18 protein-coding genes and 1 tRNA gene are annotated in these 17,753 nt (G+C 68.1%); 5 read left to right on the top strand and 14 right to left on the bottom strand.

Going from position 1 to position 17,753, the window contains the following annotated elements; all coding sequences use genetic code 11:
* The first annotated feature begins 84 nt into the window (after window positions 1-84).
* The 5 genes from L3V18_RS12725 to sugE all read left to right on the top strand — a co-directional run bounded on the left by L3V18_RS12725 (window position 85) and on the right by sugE (window position 4,512).
* A tRNA-Leu gene (locus tag L3V18_RS12725) sits at window positions 85-169 on the top strand.
* Between the two features lie 189 nt (window positions 170-358).
* Window positions 359-607, top strand: coding sequence for a hypothetical protein (locus L3V18_RS12720; protein WP_237055460.1), 249 nt, complete (start codon window positions 359-361; stop codon window positions 605-607).
* Between the two features lie 81 nt (window positions 608-688).
* Window positions 689-3,136, top strand: a complete 2,448-nt coding sequence (gene rnr / locus L3V18_RS12715) for a ribonuclease R (RefSeq protein ID WP_237055457.1) — start codon at window positions 689-691, stop codon at window positions 3,134-3,136.
* Between the two features lie 110 nt (window positions 3,137-3,246).
* Entirely contained in the window at window positions 3,247-4,005 is a 759-nt protein-coding gene (gene rlmB / locus L3V18_RS12710) for a 23S rRNA (guanosine(2251)-2'-O)-methyltransferase RlmB (protein ID WP_237055455.1), read from the top strand.
* A 189-nt stretch (window positions 4,006-4,194) separates the two neighbouring features.
* On the top strand, window positions 4,195-4,512 hold the full coding sequence (gene sugE / locus L3V18_RS12705; RefSeq protein ID WP_237055453.1) for a quaternary ammonium compound efflux SMR transporter SugE: 318 nt from the start codon (window positions 4,195-4,197) through the stop codon (window positions 4,510-4,512).
* Window positions 4,513-4,524: 12 nt separating this feature from the next.
* On the opposite strand, the gene rnt is transcribed toward sugE, so the two are convergent.
* From rnt to gspK, 14 genes are all read right to left on the bottom strand, one after another.
* A complete protein-coding gene (rnt, locus tag L3V18_RS12700) occupies window positions 4,525-5,187 on the bottom strand; it encodes a ribonuclease T (protein WP_237055450.1) in 663 nt (220 codons plus the stop codon).
* Between the two features lie 125 nt (window positions 5,188-5,312).
* Window positions 5,313-6,113 carry an HvfC family RiPP maturation protein gene (locus L3V18_RS12695; protein WP_237055448.1) on the bottom strand — a complete coding sequence of 267 codons (801 nt, stop codon included), beginning with the start codon at window positions 6,111-6,113 and terminating at the stop codon, window positions 5,313-5,315.
* Window positions 6,106-6,963, bottom strand: a complete 858-nt coding sequence (locus L3V18_RS12690; RefSeq protein ID WP_237055446.1) for an HvfB family MNIO-type RiPP peptide maturase — start codon at window positions 6,961-6,963, stop codon at window positions 6,106-6,108. The genes L3V18_RS12695 and L3V18_RS12690 overlap by 8 nt, the downstream gene beginning before the upstream one ends.
* Before the next feature lie 60 nt (window positions 6,964-7,023).
* Window positions 7,024-7,428: an HvfA family oxazolone/thioamide-modified RiPP metallophore gene (locus L3V18_RS12685; RefSeq protein WP_237055444.1), complete on the bottom strand. Its 405-nt coding sequence runs from the start codon at window positions 7,426-7,428 to the stop codon at window positions 7,024-7,026.
* Window positions 7,429-7,694: 266 nt separating this feature from the next.
* Window positions 7,695-8,393 carry a phosphate signaling complex protein PhoU gene (gene phoU / locus L3V18_RS12680; RefSeq protein WP_237055442.1) on the bottom strand — a complete coding sequence of 233 codons (699 nt, stop codon included), beginning with the start codon at window positions 8,391-8,393 and terminating at the stop codon, window positions 7,695-7,697.
* A 145-nt stretch (window positions 8,394-8,538) separates the two neighbouring features.
* Window positions 8,539-9,357 (bottom strand): phosphate ABC transporter ATP-binding protein PstB, encoded by an 819-nt coding sequence (gene pstB, locus L3V18_RS12675; protein ID WP_425493527.1) that lies wholly within the window; start codon window positions 9,355-9,357, stop codon window positions 8,539-8,541.
* Between the two features lie 34 nt (window positions 9,358-9,391).
* Window positions 9,392-10,252 carry a phosphate ABC transporter permease PstA gene (pstA, locus tag L3V18_RS12670; protein WP_237055438.1) on the bottom strand — a complete coding sequence of 287 codons (861 nt, stop codon included), beginning with the start codon at window positions 10,250-10,252 and terminating at the stop codon, window positions 9,392-9,394.
* The gene (pstC, locus tag L3V18_RS12665) at window positions 10,252-11,223 is read right to left on the bottom strand and encodes a phosphate ABC transporter permease subunit PstC (RefSeq protein ID WP_237055436.1); all 972 of its coding nucleotides are present in this window, start codon (window positions 11,221-11,223) and stop codon (window positions 10,252-10,254) included. The genes pstA and pstC overlap by 1 nt, the downstream gene beginning before the upstream one ends.
* Before the next feature lie 135 nt (window positions 11,224-11,358).
* Window positions 11,359-12,456 (bottom strand): phosphate ABC transporter substrate-binding protein PstS, encoded by a 1,098-nt coding sequence (gene pstS / locus L3V18_RS12660; protein WP_237055434.1) that lies wholly within the window; start codon window positions 12,454-12,456, stop codon window positions 11,359-11,361.
* Between the two features lie 355 nt (window positions 12,457-12,811).
* Window positions 12,812-13,978, bottom strand: a complete 1,167-nt coding sequence (locus tag L3V18_RS12655) for an OprO/OprP family phosphate-selective porin (protein WP_237055432.1) — start codon at window positions 13,976-13,978, stop codon at window positions 12,812-12,814.
* Between the two features lie 298 nt (window positions 13,979-14,276).
* Complete coding sequence (gene gspN, locus L3V18_RS12650) at window positions 14,277-15,011, bottom strand: type II secretion system protein N (protein WP_237055430.1); 735 nt, start codon at window positions 15,009-15,011, stop codon at window positions 14,277-14,279.
* Window positions 15,008-15,529: a type II secretion system protein GspM gene (gspM, locus tag L3V18_RS12645; RefSeq protein WP_237055428.1), complete on the bottom strand. Its 522-nt coding sequence runs from the start codon at window positions 15,527-15,529 to the stop codon at window positions 15,008-15,010. The genes gspN and gspM overlap by 4 nt, the downstream gene beginning before the upstream one ends.
* Complete coding sequence (gene gspL, locus L3V18_RS12640) at window positions 15,526-16,752, bottom strand: type II secretion system protein GspL (protein ID WP_237055426.1); 1,227 nt, start codon at window positions 16,750-16,752, stop codon at window positions 15,526-15,528. The genes gspM and gspL overlap by 4 nt, the downstream gene beginning before the upstream one ends.
* Window positions 16,749-17,753, bottom strand: coding sequence for a type II secretion system minor pseudopilin GspK (gene gspK, locus L3V18_RS12635; protein ID WP_237055424.1), 1,005 nt, complete (start codon window positions 17,751-17,753; stop codon window positions 16,749-16,751). The genes gspL and gspK overlap by 4 nt, the downstream gene beginning before the upstream one ends.

Below are 17,753 nucleotides of genomic sequence, written 5' to 3'. Positions count from 1 at the left end.
GGAAGAAAAATCCGCGCAGGGCATTGACAAGGCATTCATCGCGCCGCAACATACGCGGCTCGCGCAGCAACTGCGGCGCGATTGGCCCAGGTGGCGGAATTGGTAGACGCACTAGTTTCAGGTACTAGCGGGTAAAACCGTGGAGGTTCGAGTCCTCTCCTGGGCACCATACATTTCGCGGCGGCTTCGCAGCCGTTACGACAGGAACCCCGCCGAGTGCGGGGTTTTTTGCGGCCGCCGGCACGATCTGGCAATCCGGCCGGCTGTCGGTTGGCCCCTGTTCAGCTGATTCGCCCCCGTTCGATGAGAATCGGTTCCAGGCCGAGGGCGGCGATCATTGCACCGGGGGAGCGTCCGAATGAACGACAGGGAACGGCGTGTCGGCGATATCCCGCTTTCGCCCGAGCGGCTGCGAGCCGGTCTGACTCCGGAGCAACTGGCGACGTTGCGGACCCTCGAGGAGTTCGGCTGGGTGTTGGAGTTCGTCCGCCGTCCCCTGTTCCGGGATCCGCTGCCCGTTGTTTACGACCGCGGCAGGACCCGCTGTGCGCTGCTTGAGCCCGACGGTTCGATCAACGAGGACCACGGCCTCGTTCTGCGGGACTGACCGCACCGCCGGGACGAGGACAGGCGCGAACTTTCATTTCGTCACCGCCGCTTCCGCGCCGGTCTGTCATCATCCCTCCCCATGAGCAAGAAATCCGCGTCCCGCGGCAAATCCAGCAAGAGCAAGAAGGTGCCGTCGGCCAGGAAGCCCGCGGATCGCAACGACGTTGCCGGCGCCAGGTCGGCGAAGGGCCCCAGGCGAGGCGCGAAGGCGCCTGCATGGATGCCAGAACCGCCACCGAAAGGCTTCCGTGCTGCACGCGCCGGCCGTCCCGTGCCTGCGACGGAGGCGCGAAGCGGCCGCGATCCGCATGCCGAGCGCGAGGCCGCGCGGTACGCCAATCCGATCGCCAGCCGCGAGATGATCCTCGGTCTGCTGGTCGCCGCCGACGGCCCGATGACGATCGAGGCGCTGGCCGAGCGTCTCTCGCTGGCCGACGAGGAGCGTTTCAACGCGCTCACCGCGCGGCTGCGGGCGATGGTCCGCGACGGCCAGCTGCTGCAGAACCGCAAGGGCGCCTACGCACCGGCCGAGCAGATGGACCTGGTGCCGGGCGTGGTGATAGCCAACCCCGACGGTTTCGGATTCCTGCGTCCCGACGCAGGCGGCGACGACCTGTTCCTGCCTCCGCTGGAGATGCGCAAGGCGATGCATGGCGACCGCGTGATGGCCTGCGTGACCGGCATGGACCGGCGCGGACGTCGCGAGGGCGCGATCGTCGAGGTACTCGAGCGCCGCCTCAACCGCCTGATCGGCCGCTTCACCGAAGAGGTCGGCATCACCTACGTGGTGCCTGACGATCCGCGCATCCAGCGCAACGTGATGATCCCGGCCGATGCCCGCAGCGATGCGCGTCCCGGCCAGTTGGTGGTCGCCGAGATCACCCAGCCGCCCGACGCGCGACGCCCGCCGATCGGCCGCATCCTGACCGTGCTCGGCGAGCGGCTGACCGCTTCGCTGGCGGTGCAGGCGGCGCTGCACGCGCACGAGATTCCGCATGAGTTCCCGCAGGCGGTGCTCGACGAAGCGGCGGACGTGCCGGTCGACGTCGATCCCGGTGTCGCCGCCAGGCGTGTCGACATCCGCGACCTGCCACTGGTCACCATCGATGGTGAGGACGCGAAGGATTTCGACGACGCGGTGTGGTGCGAACCCAATCGTCGCGGCTTCCGCCTGGTGGTCGCGATCGCCGACGTCTCCCATTACGTAAGGCCTGGAGCGCCGCTGGACGAGGAGGCGCAGTCACGCGCGACCTCGGTGTACTTCCCCGGTTTTGTCGTGCCGATGCTGCCGGAGACGCTGTCGAACGGCATCTGTTCGCTGAAGCCGAAGGTCGATCGGCTGTGTTTCGTCTGCGACATGCAGGTCGGCCGCGACGGCGAGGTCGTCGAGTCGCGCTTCTACGAAGCGGTGATGCATTCGCATGCGCGGCTGACCTATACCCAGGTGTGGAACGCGGTCGGCGACGGCATCCCGGAAGAGGACCGTGCCGAGGCGCTGGCCGTCATCGGCGGATTGCTGCCGCAGGTGCAGCGCCTGCACCAGCTGTACCGGATACTGGCGAAGGCGCGTGAACGCCGCGGTGCGATCGAGTTCGAGAGCGGCGAGGTGCGTTTCGTGCTCGACAACAGCGGGGAGGTCGTCCAGGCCGGCATGCTCCAGCGCAACGATGCGCACAAGCTGATCGAGGAGTGCATGATCGCCGCGAACGTCGAGGCCGCGCGCTTCCTGCTCGCGCACGAGGTGCCGGCGCCGTACCGCGTCCACGAACGTCCGCCGGAGCAGAAGTACGCCGACCTGGAGGAATTCCTGAAGGAGTTCAAGCTGCGTCTGCCACCATGGGCGAAGGTGCAGCCGCGCGATTTCACCCAACTGCTGAAGAAGATCCGCGAGCGTCCGGACGCGACGCTGATCGAGTCGGTGCTGCTGCGCAGCCAGAGCCTGGCGGTGTACGCGCCGGACAACAGCGGCCATTTCGGTCTCGCGCTGGAGGCCTACGCGCACTTCACCTCGCCGATCCGCCGCTATCCGGACCTGATGGTCCATCGCGCCATCAAGCACGTGCTGTCGGGCGCGAAGCCGGAGAAGTTCGTCTATTCGCCGAGCCAGATGGCGGCGTTGTCGCTGCAATGCTCGGAGCGCTCGCGACGTGCCGACGAGGCCCAGCGCGAAGTCGACGAGCGCTACCGCGCCGCCTGGATGGAACAGCACGTCGGCGGCGAGTTCGGTGGCGTGATCAGCGGGGTCACCAGCTTCGGCCTGTTCGTCGAGCTGGACGAGTCGAAGGTCAATGGGCTGATCCACGTGACCCAGCTGCCGAACGACTATTACCACTTCGATCCGATCCGCAAGACCCTGACCGGGGAGCGCTCCGGACGCGAGTTCCGCCTCGGCGACCGCGCTGACATCGTGGTGATGAAGGCCAGCGTCGAGGACCGCAAGATCGACTTCAAACTGGTCGAAGACCATGGCGTGAAGCCTTTGCCGTCGCGCGGCCAGCCGGCGAAGCGGAAGAAGCAGAAATACTGATGGGCCACTGATTGGCGCGGATGGCGACGGATGAAGCGTCCGTTCGATGCTTTTCATCCGTGTCGATCCGCGTGAGTCCGTGGCCGAGGCCGTTCCGGAGAAATCGAGGCATGAGCGCAAATCAATGGGTTGCCGGCATCAACGCAGTGTCGGCCGCGGTCGAGCATGACGCCGAGCACGTGCGGGAAGTACTGATCGAGGCAGGTGCGAAGAACCCGCGCCTGGCCGAGATCGAGACGAACGCCCGCCGCAAGGGCATCGATGTGCGTCGTGTCACCCAGCAGGCGCTGGACGGTGTCGCCGGCGGCCTGCGCCACCAGGGCGCGGTCGCACGCTACGCCGCGGCGCGCAGCTGGAGCGAGAACGAACTGGCCGGGCTGGTCGAGGCCGCCGGGGGGCATGCATTGTTGCTGGTGCTCGACGGCGTGCAGGACCCGCACAACCTCGGCGCCTGCCTGCGCAGTGCCGCTGCGGCCGGCGCAACGGCGGTGGTGATTCCGAAGGACAAGGCGGTGCAGGTCAACGCGACCGTGCGCAAGACCTCGGCCGGCGCCGCCGACCGGGTGCCGGTGGTGGCGGTGACCAACCTGGCGCGGGCGATGCGCGAGCTGCAGAAGCTTGGTGTGTGGCTGTACGGTCTGGCCGGCGAGGCGGACGCCCCGATCTACCGGCTCGACCTGCGCGGCAACGTCGCGCTGGTGCTTGGCGGCGAGGGCGACGGCCTGCGTCGACTGACCCGGGAGAACTGCGACCAGCTGGTGAACATTCCGATGCCCGGTGCCGATGCCGAGGGCGGCGTCGAGAGCCTGAACGTGTCCGTCGCAAGCGGCGTCGCCCTGTTCGAGGCGGTACGCCAGCGCCTGGGCTGAGCCAACGGCGGCAGAACATCGGCGTGGAAGCGCGGGCGGCCGCGGGCTGAACGTTCATCCGGCGGCAAGGCCGGAACGCGGCTGCGTGGGAGAATGCCCCCGTCCGCGGCCGTCGCCGCGAACGGAAGCGGGGACGACCCCGCCGCTCCATGTCATCCGGGGACGGCCCCATCCATTGGAGCCACCATCATGCCCTGGATCATTCTCGTCGTTGCCGGCCTGTTCGAGATCGGCTGGGCGATCGGTCTGAAGTACACCGAAGGTTTCACCCGGCTATGGCCGTCGGTCGGCACCGTTGCCGCGATGGCGATAAGCGTCGGCCTGCTCGGAATCGCGATGAAGTCGCTGCCGGTCGGCACGGCCTACGCGGTCTGGGTCGGTGTCGGCGCGGTCGGCACGGTGGTACTCGGCATCGTGCTGTTCGACGAGCCGTTGAACCTGCTGCGCGCGATCAGCGTACTGCTGATCGTCGCCGGCCTGGTCGGGTTGAAGCTGGCGACGCCGTGAGCCGCCGTCCGCTCAGAGCGGCGGCTGCGGCCAGGCGTTGACGATCCGGCAGAACAGCTGCGCGGTGCGCTCGGTGTCGTAGACCGCCGAGTGCGCTTCCTCGCCGTTCCAGGCGAGTCCAGCCGCCTGGACCGCGCGCGCCAGCACGGTCTGGCCGTAGGCGACGCCGGCCAGGCTCACCGTGTCGAACACGCTGAACGGATGGAACGGATTGCGCTTGTGGTTGCACCGGGCGACCGCGGCGTTGAGGAAGTTCAGATCGAAGTGGGCGTTGTGGCCGACCAGGATCGCGCGTTGGCAGCCATGCTTCCGGACCGCCGCGCGTACCGGCGCGAACACGCGCTCCAGTGCCGGACGCTCGGGCAGGGCATCGCGGAACGGGTGGTCGATGTCGATTCCGGTCACTTCCAGCGATTTGGGATCGATCTCGGTGCCGGGTGCCGGCACCACATGGCTGCCGGTCACCTCGCCGACGCACAACTGGCCGTTCTCGTCGACGTCGATGGGCGCGACCGCGATCTCGAGCAGTGCATGGCGGTTCCAGTCGAAGCCGCCGGTTTCGACATCGACGATCACCGGCAGGTAGCCACGGAAACGCGTGGCCAGGGGCGAAAGGGCGGCCGCCCTGGTGCCGGTGGGGCGCACGGCGGCGGCGATTTCACGGGGGATATGCATGGCGAAAGCGTAGCAGACCGGTGTGGCCGCGCCTGGTGCGGCCCGGTCCGCATTCGCGCAGGAAGAGGCCGCAGACCGCCATCCGCGAGTCACGGCCTTGGGGTGGAATGCCGAGGGTGCCGGGCTCAGCCTGCCGGCACCGTGCCCAGCAGCACCGCGCTGGCGCGCATCTGCCGCAGCAGGGCCAGGCCCTGGCCGATGAAGCCCGCGTCCGCGGGCACGCCGGCCTCGGCGGCGAGGGTCTCCAGCAGGGCGCGGCCGCTGGGGCGAGGGCGGGCGTCGGCAGTCTCGTCGATCAGTTCCGCGAGCCGGTAGGCCAGTGCGCTGAGTTCGGAGAAGCGGACCCGGCCGTCGGACTCGCGTCGCAGCATCAGCAGGGTCGGCGTGTCCGGAGGCTGCTGCGGAAGATGGTCGGGGCCGAGCCGGTGGACCGGCCAGCGGTAGGCCAGCGGCCAGGCGAGCGGTGACAGCACCGGGCTGGCCTCCAGCAGGTCGCCGTCGGGGTCGGCTTCGACATCGTCGGCCCGGGCCTCGGCGATCTGTAAGGCCAGCTCGACCCATTCGTAATGGGCCAGTTCCGCCAGCCAGGGCGGGCCCGTTTCGGGGCGGGTCTCCAGGAAGCGCAGGAATTCGCGTGCGATCTCCGGGAACAGCGGCGTCTGGCACCGATGTTCGCGATAGAACCGCCGCACCAGCGACGGCCAGTCGTCGCCGAGGATCCGCCGGATCACCGGGAAGTTGCCGGCCAGCAGGCTTTCGATGTTGTTGAACAGCAGTTCGCGGTAGACCTTCAGCCGGCGCGGCTCGATGCCTTTCGGCGCGGGCGTGCCATCGGGATCGCGCAGGTGGCGGGTCAGCTCGAACTGCTGCGCACGCAATTGCGGCGGCGCGACGGCCGGCATGCCGCGCGGTGTGTCCTCAGGCATGGGCGTGCCGCGGCTCGGCCGGGCGGTTCGCCGTCAGCGTGCGCCGGACCGTGTCCAGCTCGCCGAGCAGTTCGGCGAACGGCGGGAAGTTGAAGTCGCGCTCGAGCAGCGTCGGACGCGGCCCGAAACGGCGATAGGCCTCGCCCAGCAGCGACCAGACCGCCTCCTTGACCGCGGCGCCATGGGTGTCGACCTTCAGATCGTCGGCCTCGTCGAAGTGGCCGGCGACATGGATGCAGGCGATCCGCTCGCCGGGCATCGCGGCGAGGAACCCGCTGGCGTCGTAGCGGTGGTTGATCGCGTTGACGTAGATGTTGTTGACATCGAGCAGCAGGTCGCAGTCGGCCTCGGCCAGCACCGCGTTGATGAAGTCGGTCTCGGCCATGCCCTGGTGCGGGGCGGCGTAGTAGGAGACGTTCTCGACCGCGATCCGGCGGCCGAGGATGTCCTGGGTCTGGCGGATACGGGCGGCGACGTGGTGCACGGCCTCGTCGGTGAACGGGATCGGCAGCAGGTCGTAGAGCTGACCGTCGTCGCTGCAGTAGCTCAGGTGTTCGCTGTAGAGCGGCACCCGGTGGCGGTCGAGGAAGCGGCGGACGCGGCCGAGGAAGGTCTCGTCCAGCGGTGCGCAGCCGCCCAGCGACAGCGACAGCCCATGACAGGTCAGCGGGTGGCGGGCACCGAGGTCATCCAGCGCCTCGCCAAGCCGGCCACCCACCCCGATCCAGTTCTCCGGGGCGCATTCGAGGAAATCGAATGCGCCTGCGGGCGCGGCCTGCAGCGGGTCCAGCAGCGCGCGCCGCAGGCCCAGGCCGACGGCGTCGGCTGGAAGGTGTGGATGACCGGTCATGCGATGGCTCTCATCGAGGAGTCCGCACGAGCCCGTGCGGACCCCGACGCGGGATTCGCGTTACGCCATCCCGCCGCACTTGCCTTCGCCGCACTTGCCTTCGGCGCCCTTGTCGGCACCGCACTTGCCCTCGTGGCCGGCCTTCAGTTCGTCGGCGCTGATCTGGCCGTCGCCGTTGGCGTCGTAGCTGGCGAAGCGGCTGGTGTCGCCGTCGTGGGCCGCGCCGAACTCGGCCTGGGAGACCATGCCGTCCTGGTCGGTGTCCATCTTCTCGACGCCGCACTTGCCCTCGCCGCACTTGCCTTCGGCACTCTTGTCGCCGCCGCAGTTGCCTTCGGCGACGGTGGCTCCGAGCAGGTAGCCGCCGGCGAGATCGTTCATCGCGAAGGCCGACGTGGACATCGCCATGCCGCCGATCAGTACGGCGCCCACCGCGAGTGCGACCGGTTTTTTGCTGTTGCTCATGTCTTGGCTCCTCTCTCCAGTGAATGGCGCGGACGATCCGCGCCGGTCGAGTCATGCGGCCAGGGGCGACCGCCGGACACTGCACTGCTTACGCAGGTTGGAGCAGGAGGGTTACATGCCTTGCGTTAGCGCCGCGGCATGGCCGGCAGGACATCCCGGTAGCGTTTATCGTCGGTTCATCAATTCCGATGCGCCGCCGGACGCGGCAACGGCAGACGGGCGCAGCCGCGCGTCCGGATATCCGTTGGCGCGGGGCTGCGTGCGGGTCAGGGCGCCGTGGTGGTGCTGGAGTCGTCGCGCTTCTCGCGGGGCGGCAGTTCGTCCTCGCCCTTGACCAGGAACCAGATGTTCTCGGCGATGTTGGTGGCGTGGTCGCCGATGCGCTCGATGTTCTTGGCCATGAACAGCAGGTGGGTGCAGGCGGTGATGCTGCGCGCGTCCTCCATCATGTAGGTCAGCAGTTCGCGGAACAGGCCGGTGTAGGCGACGTCGATCTCGGCGTCGCGCGCGCGGATGCGCTTGGCGGCTTCGATGTCGCTCTCGCGGTATGCGGCGAGCACGTCGCGGACCTGCCTGACGGCGAGGGTACCCAGTGCGTGCAGTCCGGCGACATGCGGCAGCGCGGGCATGAGGTTCAGCGCCGTCGAACGCTTGGCGACGTTGGCCGCGTAATCGCCGATGCGCTCGATGTCGGAGGCGATCCGGATCGCCGCGAGGATCTCGCGCAGGTCGCGCGCCATCGGGCCGCGCAGCGCGAGCTTCATCACGTCATGGCTGACCTCCTGCTCCAGCGCGTCGATCGCCTCGTCGTTGGCGATGATCCGCTCGGCGGCCTTGTCGTCGCGCCGTTCGACCACGTCGAGGGCGGCTTCGAGCTGGGAGGCCGCCATCTCGCCCATGCGCAGGGTCTCGTTGAGCAGGCGCTTCTGCTCTTCGTCGTAGCTCTTGACGATGTGGTCGTGCATGTCGGTGCTCGTCTCTGATTTGGTTTCTGCGCGGATGGTCGCAGCCATCCATGGCGTTGTGGTCATGGCTTCGGGGCGCCCGGCCCGGCCATCCGTGGCCGGGCGTTCGGCAGGCCGCGCGGCGATGCCGCGCAACCGGCCCGCCTCACCCAAACCGGCCGGTGATGTAATCCTCGGTCTGCTGCCTGGTCGGTGCGGAGAAGATCTGGTCGGTGGAGCCGTGTTCGATCAGGTCGCCCAGGTACATGAAGGCGGTGAAGTCCGACACGCGGGCGGCCTGCTGCATGTTGTGGGTGACGATCACGATCGTGTAGTCGACCTTGAGCTCCTCGACCAGCTGCTCGATGCGGCTGGTGGAGATCGGGTCCAGCGCCGAGGTCGGCTCGTCCAGCAACAACACGTCCGGGCGCAGGGCGACCGCGCGGGCGATGCACAGGCGCTGCTGCTGGCCGCCGGACAGGCCGAGCGCGCTCTGGCCCAGCTTGTCCTTGACCTCGTCCCACAGCGCGGCCTGGCGCAGCGCCTGCTCGACGCGATCGCTCATCTCCGGCTTCGACAGCTTCTCGTGATGGCGGATGCCGTAGGCGACGTTCTCGAAGATCGTCATCGGGAACGGTACCGGCTTCTGGAACACCATGCCGACCTTGCTGCGCAGCCGGTTCATCGGGTACTTCGGGTCGAGAACGTTCTCGCCGTCCAGCAGCACCTGGCCGGTGGCCTCGAGCTTCGGATACAGCGCGTAGATCCGGTTGAACACGCGCAGAAGGGTCGACTTGCCGCAGCCGGAAGGCCCGATCAGTGCGGTCACCTGCTTTTCGGGAATGTCGAGGTTGATCCCTTTCAGGGCATGGAAACGGTCGTAGTGGAAGTCGAGCCCGCGCACCGACAGCTTGATCTCCGCGGCTCCGGCCGCCGGGGCGGAGTCGCGCTGGGGCGTGGCGATGGTGATGCGGGCGTCGTTCATGACCGGGGTCCGGGCAATTGGAGTGGAGGTGAGATCAGTCATGGGTGATCCTGTTGCGCAGCACGATGGCCCTCGCGATCAGGCTGACCACCAGCACGAACATGGTGAGGATGAACGCGCCGGCCCAGGCCAGGGTATGCCAGTTTTCGTACGGGCTCATGGCGTACTGGAAGATCACCACCGGTACGTTCGCCATCGGCGCGCCGATGTCTGTGGTCCAGTACTGGTTGTTGAGAGCGGTGAACAGCAGCGGCGCGGTCTCGCCGGAGATACGCGCCAGCGCCAGCAGTATGCCGGTGACGATGCCGGGCAGCGACGAGCGGTACAGCACCTGCACGATCACCTTCCATTGCGGCACGCCCAGCGACAGCGCCGCCTCGCGCATCTGCGAGGGCACCAGCCTCAGCATCTCGTCGGTGGTGCGCACCACCACCGGCAACACGATGAAGGCGAGCGCGATGCCGCCGGCCAGCGCCGAGAAGTGGCCCATCTGCGCCACCACCAGGGTGTAGACGAACAGGCCGAGCACGATCGACGGCGCCGACAGCAGGATGTCGTTGACGAAGCGGACCAGCTCGCACAGCCGCGCCGACCATGACTTCTGCGAGTACTCGGCGAGGAAGGTGCCGGCCAGCACGCCGACCGGCGCGCCGAAGACGATGCCGAGCAGGCTCATCACCGCGCTGCCGAAGAAGGCGTTGAGCATGCCACCCTCGCTGCCGGGCGGCGGAGTCATTTCGGTGAACAGGGCCAGGTTGAGCGAACCGATGCCCTTGCTGAGCGTGGTCCACATGATCCACACCAGCCAGAACAGGCCGAACACGGCGGCGGCCACCGCCAGCGCCTGCACGGCGATGTCCTTGAAGCGGCGGCGGCGATAGAGGGCGCTGTTCATCAGTTGCCCTCCTTCTTCGCCATCTGCCGCAGCATGAGACGGGCGATGGTCAGCACCACGAAAGTGACCAGGAACAGCACGAAGCCGAGCGCGATCAGCGAGGACAGGTACATCGGCGAGTCGGCCTCGGCGAATTCATTCGCGATGGTGGCAGCGATCGAGTTGCCCGGTTCCAGCAGAGAGACAGTCAGGTTGTGCGCATTGCCGAGCACGAAGGTCACCGCCATCGTCTCGCCGAGCGCTCGGCCCAGGCCGAGAAAGATGCCGCCGATCACTGCAGAGCGGGTGTAGGGCAGCACCACGTCCCAGACCACCTCGGTCTTGGTCGAGCCCAGCGCATAGGCCGATTCCTTGAGCCGCCCGGGCACGGTCAGGAACACCTCGCGCATTACCGATGAGATGAAGGGAATGATCATGATCGCCAGCACCAGACCGGCGGTGCCCATGCCGAGCCCCAGCGGCGGGCCCGCGAACAGCGCGCCAACCAGCGGCAGCTGGCCGAGGTGCTCGTCGACCCACGGATAGATGTGCTGGGCCAGGAACGGCACCAGCACGAACAGGCCCCACATGCCATAGATGATCGACGGGATGCCGGCCAGCAGTTCGATCGCCGCGCCGACCGGGCCGCGGACCCACTTCGGTGCGATCTCGGTCAGGAACATCGCGATGCCGAAACTGACCGGCACGGCGATGACCAGCGCGATCAGCGCGGTCACCAGCGTGCCGTAGATCGGGACCAGGGCGCCGAAGTCCTGCAGCACCGGATCCCACGCGTCACGCCAGAGGAAGGCGATGCCGAATTTCTCGAATGCCGCCCGCCCGCCCCACAGCATCGACAGCGCCGCCGCGGCCAGCGAGATAAGCACGAACAGACCGGCCGCGGTGACCAGCCAGCGGAAGGCGCGGTCGGCGCGAGCGTCTTTCACGTCGCGGTTGTTGGGAGCACTGGCGGGCAGGGTGGTTGCGTTCATCGGGCGTCGGGACTTCGGGCATGTCGGTCCGGCAAAGACCGGGGCCGATGTGGGCGGAGCAGGCAAAAAGTGCTGCCGCCCGCGTGGACGGCAACACTCATGCCGCGGATTCCCCGCGCGGGTGGCAAAGGCCGCTTACAGTTTGATCTCGGCGGCCCAGTATGCCTCGACCTGCTCGACCAGCGGCTGCGGCAGCGGTACGTAGTGCAGCTCGTCGGCCAGCGCCTGGCCGTTCTCCAGCGACCAGCGGAAGAAGTCGATCGCGTCCTGCGAACGCTTGGCGTCCTTGGGCTGCTTGTACATCAGGATGAAGTTGGTCGCGGTGATCGGCCACGCATCCGCGCCCGGCGCGTTGGTAATGACCAGGCTGAAATCCTCGACCGAGGTCCACTCGGCGGACGCGGCTGCGGCGGCGAACGCCTCGGCGCTGGGCTGGACGAAGTTGCCGGCGGCGTTCTGCATGGCGGTGTAGGCCATGCCGTTCTCGGTCGCGTAGGCCAGCTCGACGTAGCCGATCGAACCCTTGATCTGCTTGACGTAGGCAGCGACGCCTTCGTTGCCCTTGCCGCCGATGCCGGTCGGCCAGTTGACCGAGGTACCTTCACCGACCTTCTCCTTCCACTCCGGCGAAACCTTCGACAGGTAGTTGACGAAGTTGAAGGTGGTGCCCGAGCCGTCGGAGCGCTTGACCACGTTGATCTTGCTGTCGGGCATAGCCAGGCCCGGGTTGAGCGCGGCGATCGCCGGGTCGTTCCACTTCTCGACCTTGCCCAAGTAGATGTCGGCCAGCAGCGGACCGCTCAGCTTCAGCGCGCCGGCTTCGACGCCTTCGACGTTGACGACGGGCACTACGCCGCCGATCGCGGACGGGAACTGGCCCAGGCCGGCCTCGGCCAGTTCTTCCGGCGGCAGCGGCTTGTCGGACGAGCCGAAGTCCACGGTGCCGGCCTTGATCTGGGCGATGCCGCCGCCCGAGCCGATCGACTGGTAGTTGACCTTGGCACCGGTGGCCTTGTTGTACGCATCCGACCACTTGGAAAGCAGCGGGTAGATGAAGGTCGCGCCTGCGCCGGTGATCTCGACGCCGATCCGGTCGGAGCCGGTCGCGGCGGCTTGGGCCGGAGCGTTGGCGCCCTCGGCGGTGGTCGGTGCTTCGGACGACGGCTTGCAGGCGGCCAAGGCCAGGGTGGTGGCGAGGGCGAGGACGGCGATACGGGCCGGCGAGGATTTCATGCATGACTCCATGAGAGGGACCGGCGCGAAGCCGGCGGGTGGCACTATGAAATGATGTTTTTGTTACACCGTTGTTACAGATGCCTGCTTCTTGATGTAAGTCACTGAAACAGAATGGAAAGCTTCAGGATTCACGGGCGGGCGACGGTCACCTGGAGTCCGGCCGGGTTCATTCGAACCGGACTTTGTTACAAGCGGTCGGGCAGGGTGGCGCGGATTCAGTAGTTGATCTCGCGGTTCCAATAGGCCTCGATCAGTTCGGTCGGCGAGTCCTGCAAGACGATGCGATGCGGAGAAGAGGGCGCGGCAGGGAGACCGCGCCTCGTAGCAGCCCAATGGGAGAGAGAGGGAGGGCTTACCAGAAGAACTGCGCGCGGGCTTCGATGATGTTCGGGTTGTCGTCGACGCCGCGACGCTCGCTGTCGACCTTCACGTAGTCGACCATGAACTTGAAGTTCGAGCGCCAGTAGTAGTTCACGCCGACGGTCCAGGTGTCCATCTGGCCGCCTTGAACGATGCCGTCGTCCAGGTCCAGGGTGTCGTAGCGCAGGCCGAGCTGCCACATGCCCGAGGCCGGATTCTCCGCGCCGGATGTGCCGGGCACGCCGCCCTTGTTGCTCCAGGTTTCGCCGGTGACGTTCCAGACACCGCTGATGTAGCCGCCGCTGCTGTCGTAGTCGCCGCCCGGCTGGGTGGCGAAGCCGGTGTCGTAGCGGTCGACGGTGTTCATCATGTACTCGGCCTGCAGCTTGAACGGGCCGCGGACCCAGAACGACTCCAGGCCGATCGTCGAGGTGCGGTCGGCGTTGAGGATGCCGGTGCTGCCGGTGTCGATCAGGCGGTTAGAGAAGTCGGCGTCGGGACGGGCACGCAGGCGGATGGTGTCGCCGTCGGCGTCGTAGTCCACGTAGGACGCGCCGACGTAAAAGATGTTGCCCTTCTCGTTGATCGGTGCCCAGCCGCCGCGCAGGCCGAAGCCGCTGCCATGCGCGCGATTGCGGGTCAGCTCGCGGCCGAAGTAGCTGGCGGTGACCTGCCAGTCGTCGTTGCCGACGTTGTAGCTGGCGCCCAGGCGACGGGCCACACCGAAGGTGTTGGTGATCATCGCCTTGGAGATGAAGTCGTTGTTCTTGGTCGAGGACAGCTCTTCCAGGCTGTTGGGTTGCTTGAACTGGCCCACCTGCACGAAGTGCGTCTTGCTGCCGGCGATCCTGTACCTGACGTTGGCGTCGAGGAACTTGCCGTCGCCGGAAGCGTCGTAGCCCAGCACCCAGTCGATGTTGCCCGGGCCCTTGCCCTTCAGCACCAGCTCGGCGCGGCGCAGGCCGAAGTCGGTGTCGTCGCCGTCGCCGCTGTCGGCGTCGAGGTTGGCGACGTCGTTGTCGTACCAGTAGCCGTCCGTCTGCAACAGACCCTCGAAGCTCATTTCCGAGCCGCCGATCACGTCGATGGCGACTTCCGCATGCGCGGCCGGCGCGATGGCGAGGATGGCGAGAGCGAGGGGGGCGGGGATGAGTTTCATGGTGCTGGCCCTTGGGGCATCGGAGAAGGTGGGCGCAGCGTATGTACTGTTGATGACGTTTGTATGACAGTCCTGTCTTGTTTCTGTCGTTCAGACGTCATATGACAATTGTTGCCGGTTTCATGTTTTTTCTTTTATTTCATGCACTTGTAGTCTTCCAAGTGTCATTCGACCGAAATCTACGCAGTCCATCTGGCCTGGCAGGGCCGGCGGCAGTGCGCGGGCGGCGTCTTTATGGCGACTCTGTTTCAGTTTCGCTGCATCGGTTCCCGGACAGCACCTTCGTCGGCGCCGGTGCTCAGTGAAGCAGGTGCCCGCGATCGCTGCGGACCATGGCGGTCGCGTCACCGTCGAACCCGTGGGCTTGCAAGGCCAGACGAAGGCCGGGTGCTCCGGTACGAACCGTGGTCAGCGCGCGATAGCTGCCGGCGGGAGCGATGTCCAAGGTAACGGCGATCGTGTCGATGCCCGTGGGCAGGCTGCCGGCAGGCGCAAACTCCACGCGGGCGTCGGAACCCGAACAGGTGGGACGTCCGTCGAGCTGGACCGACGACGGCCAGGCCGTGTCGTCGCCCGCAGCGGTGACGGGCAACTGGAGATCGAGGCTGACGCGGCCTTCCGCCGTCTCACAGCGGCCTTCCCGGAACAGTACCGTCGCGCGATCCAGACCCAGTCGCACGCGTGCGTCGGGCGAAGCCGGCAAGGCGAGGTCGAGTTCACCGCTGGCATCGCGCATGCCCGAGGTGCGACCGCGGACCAGAACCGTCGCGATGCGGTCGCCAGCCAGCACCCACTGCTGTTGGCCGTACAGCAGGGGCAGGAGCCGCAGGCGCAGGCCCAGCGTGTCGAGCGGCATTGCGCCCCAACGCGCGCCATGCAGCCGGCCGGCCCAGAGGCTGCCCGATACGTCGCGTGCGGCGATCGGCAAGTCGGCGGCGAACGCGCCCAGGGCCAGGCGCAACGGGACCAGCAATGCCAGCGCCAGCATGCAGCCGACGGCGAATGCGCCCCAGAGTCGTACGCGGCGGATCATCGACCTTCGCTCCGCTCGTCGGTGCCGGCGTCCTCCGTGTCCCTGGCCGGGAGGACGAGCGCCATCTCGACCCGCAGCGCGCCGTCGCGCTTCTCCATGTGCAGCGTCCGCGGCCCGATGGCGTGCGAACGCCGCAGCTCCGCCAGCCAGGCGAACAGCGGCCCGGCCTGGACGCTGTCGATGCCGAGCGAAAGGGTGCCGGAAGCGTCGAGGCGCTGCCGGCTGATCGCGATCCCCGCGTCGGCCGCGCTCTTCAGCAGGGTCCGGGCGTCGCTGCCGCCGCCGGCGCGCCGGGTTTCGAACGCTTGCAGTTCGGCGGCCAGTGCGCGTACGGCGAGGACATCGGCGGCGGCGCGGTCGTAGTCGGTCCGGGCCGCTTCGCGCAGATGGCGCAACGGCGTGAGCAGGCCATACCAGTAGACGAAGGCGGCGAGCATCACCACCATCGCCGCCAGCATCCGTCGTTCGCGGGCGTCGCGCGCCCGCCACCATTCGCGAAGGCCCTGCAGAGCGTTCATCGTACGGCCTCCGCGGCAATGGCGGCCGGCAACGCGGTATCCCGGAGCACTACGGTACTGACCCGGCCGCCGTCCTGGTCGCGCCCTGCGGATACCTCCAGTTGCAGGCCGTGCCCGGCGAGCCGGTCGCGCAACGCATCGAGGTCGTCTGCAGTGGGGTGGGACAGGTCCGCTGCCAGCGTGTCTTTGCCGTCATAGTCGAGCCGTTCCAGCTGCAGCCCCGGCATCGCGATCATCGCGGCTTCCAATGCACCATGCAGACGGGCGAAGCGGTCGCCGCTGGCGCCGGCGGCGACCGCCTCCTGCAAGGCGGCCACCGGGTCGGTCGCGGGGTCGGCGTCGGCCGCGAGGATGGCCGCCGTTTCCGTCGCTTCGGAGCGCAGCGTCGACGCCGCGAACACATGGCGGATCGCGTCGGTCGCCGCCACCAGCAGCGGCGACAGCAACAACAGCCCGGCGAGTACCACGGCGCGGCGCCAGGCGGCCCGGCCCTGCGGACGGGCGCCGTGGCGCGCGAAGCGATGTTGAAGCAGATCGACCTGCGGGTGCATGGCACCGCGGGCGAGCCAGGCTTCCACCTCGTCCGCCATATCGACGATCCGCAGGTCCTCCGTCGCCTGCGGATGCGTATCGAACACCGCTTTCGCCAGCGCGACCTCGCTGCTGAACTCGACGCCGCGGCCGCGTACCAGCCAGCGGCCGTCGATCGCCAGCACCTGCGTGAACCCGGCGGAATTCACGTCACCGCAGTCGTCCGCGGCCGGGAGCAGCATGTAGTCGGGTACCACCGCGTCGGGCTCGAAGCCGAGCCGGCGGGCATCGTCGAGCCGGCACTGGAGCACGGCGGCCTCGAGGTAGAGGACCTGGCGACGCACGCTTCCGTCCGTCGCCGGCGCGACCACCACGTGCAGATCTTCGGCGCCGGCCAGATGTTCGTCGAGCAGCAGCCGTGCGGCCGCGACGGCCTGTGCTTCGTTGCGCCCGGGGAGTTCCAGCCACAGGCTGCGGACCTCTTCGCCCGGTATGGCGAGTACGCAACGGAGGCCGTCGGCGGACGGGGGCGTCGCGGCGGCGGATGACCGCCGCGGATCGAGCGTTTCGCGCGAGCGGACCGTGCCGTCCGCGTCGACCCGCAGGCACATCGTGGACGGGGCCGCCTGCGCAGGCAGCAGCAGCCGGATCGGGGCGGGGGCCGGTATCGCTATCGGGGTCGGGCGGGTCATTCGTCGGGGGTCCAGCGGCGGGCGACGAGCGCGAATGCGCCATCGCCCTTGTCCTCGAACAGATCGCTGAGCACGACCTGCGCGTCGCCGTACTCGACTTCGGCATGCAGTCCGAAGTAGCGGGTACGCAGTTCGGTCTGTTCCAGGACCGGGTTGGGTACGTTGGCGGCGGCGAGTGCGGGCTGGCTCCAGAACGCCGCGTGATCGCGCCAGCCTCCCACCGGCCGCGCCGCGATGATCCGGCGTGCCGCGGCGGTGTCGAGCGCGCCCAGCGTGAGCATCGCCAGCAGTGGGGCATCGTCGGCGTCCAGTGTGTTGACGTTGATCGGCGACAGGTCGGCACCCGGCAGCGCGCAGACATGCGGCCGCAGGCGTGCATACACGGCCGCGGTGTAGCCGCCGAGCGCGCGCAACTCGCTCGCTTCGGCCAGCAGCGTGCCCGAGGTCCGGTACGCCGGCCGCAGCAGTGCGTAGCGGCCGTCCTCGGCGCCGAGCGGGGAACGGGTGGCATCGGTATCGATCCAGTCGACCAGGGTGTCGGCCAGCGCGCGCGCCTGGTGCTCGTCGAAGTCGATCGCCTCGAGCAGGGCGACGTACTGGCGCACGCCGAGCTCGCGCCGCCGCCACTGCTCGAGCGCGCCTTCGACGACGCTGTTGAGGTTGAAGCAGGTCGTGGCGTCGAACACCCGTGCGGTGACCACGCCGCCTTCGCCGTCCTCGATCGGGAACGTCACCGCGCGGCCGTTCCAGTCGCCGTCGAGTGTCGTGCGGCCCGGGGTGCGGCGGGACAGCTCGTGAATCCGCCGGCGCGCGACCGCCTCCGCGCCCAACGCATGCCATTGCGCCTGGACGATGGTCTGGGCGTTGCCCGCGCGTCGCAGACCGAAGCGGATGTCGTCGAGAATGGCGACCACCAGCAGGGTCATCACCGCGACCAGCAGCAGCACGGTCAGCAGGGCGACGCCGCGTTGCCGGGCAACGCCGCGAGGCCGCGGGTGCAT

This window comes from Marilutibacter chinensis, from assembly GCF_021725675.1.
Taxonomy (GTDB): Bacteria; Pseudomonadota; Gammaproteobacteria; order Xanthomonadales; family Xanthomonadaceae; genus Marilutibacter; species Marilutibacter chinensis.
The sequence above is the reverse complement of the archived record's forward strand: the minus strand, read 5'-3'. Positions and strand labels throughout refer to the sequence as shown.

Excerpts from the sequence above, each read along its gene's own strand:
- L3V18_RS12720 (WP_237055460.1), top strand. The coding sequence starts at position 359 with ATGAACGACAGGGAACGGCGTGTCGGCGATATCCCGCTTTCGCCCGAG.
- rnr (WP_237055457.1), top strand. The coding sequence starts at position 689 with ATGAGCAAGAAATCCGCGTCCCGCGGCAAATCCAGCAAGAGCAAGAAG.
- rlmB (WP_237055455.1), top strand. The coding sequence starts at position 3,247 with ATGAGCGCAAATCAATGGGTTGCCGGCATCAACGCAGTGTCGGCCGCG.
- sugE (WP_237055453.1), top strand. The coding sequence starts at position 4,195 with ATGCCCTGGATCATTCTCGTCGTTGCCGGCCTGTTCGAGATCGGCTGG.
- rnt (WP_237055450.1), bottom strand. The coding sequence starts at position 5,187 with ATGCATATCCCCCGTGAAATCGCCGCCGCCGTGCGCCCCACCGGCACC.
- L3V18_RS12695 (WP_237055448.1), bottom strand. The coding sequence starts at position 6,113 with ATGCCTGAGGACACACCGCGCGGCATGCCGGCCGTCGCGCCGCCGCAA.
- L3V18_RS12690 (WP_237055446.1), bottom strand. The coding sequence starts at position 6,963 with ATGACCGGTCATCCACACCTTCCAGCCGACGCCGTCGGCCTGGGCCTG.
- L3V18_RS12685 (WP_237055444.1), bottom strand. The coding sequence starts at position 7,428 with ATGAGCAACAGCAAAAAACCGGTCGCACTCGCGGTGGGCGCCGTACTG.
- phoU (WP_237055442.1), bottom strand. The coding sequence starts at position 8,393 with ATGCACGACCACATCGTCAAGAGCTACGACGAAGAGCAGAAGCGCCTG.
- pstB (WP_425493527.1), bottom strand. The coding sequence starts at position 9,357 with ATGAACGACGCCCGCATCACCATCGCCACGCCCCAGCGCGACTCCGCC.
- pstA (WP_237055438.1), bottom strand. The coding sequence starts at position 10,252 with ATGAACAGCGCCCTCTATCGCCGCCGCCGCTTCAAGGACATCGCCGTG.
- pstC (WP_237055436.1), bottom strand. The coding sequence starts at position 11,223 with ATGAACGCAACCACCCTGCCCGCCAGTGCTCCCAACAACCGCGACGTG.
- pstS (WP_237055434.1), bottom strand. The coding sequence starts at position 12,456 with ATGAAATCCTCGCCGGCCCGTATCGCCGTCCTCGCCCTCGCCACCACC.
- L3V18_RS12655 (WP_237055432.1), bottom strand. The coding sequence starts at position 13,978 with ATGAAACTCATCCCCGCCCCCCTCGCTCTCGCCATCCTCGCCATCGCG.
- gspN (WP_237055430.1), bottom strand. The coding sequence starts at position 15,011 with ATGATCCGCCGCGTACGACTCTGGGGCGCATTCGCCGTCGGCTGCATG.
- gspM (WP_237055428.1), bottom strand. The coding sequence starts at position 15,529 with ATGAACGCTCTGCAGGGCCTTCGCGAATGGTGGCGGGCGCGCGACGCC.
- gspL (WP_237055426.1), bottom strand. The coding sequence starts at position 16,752 with ATGACCCGCCCGACCCCGATAGCGATACCGGCCCCCGCCCCGATCCGG.
- gspK (WP_237055424.1), bottom strand. The coding sequence starts at position 17,753 with ATGCACCCGCGGCCTCGCGGCGTTGCCCGGCAACGCGGCGTCGCCCTG.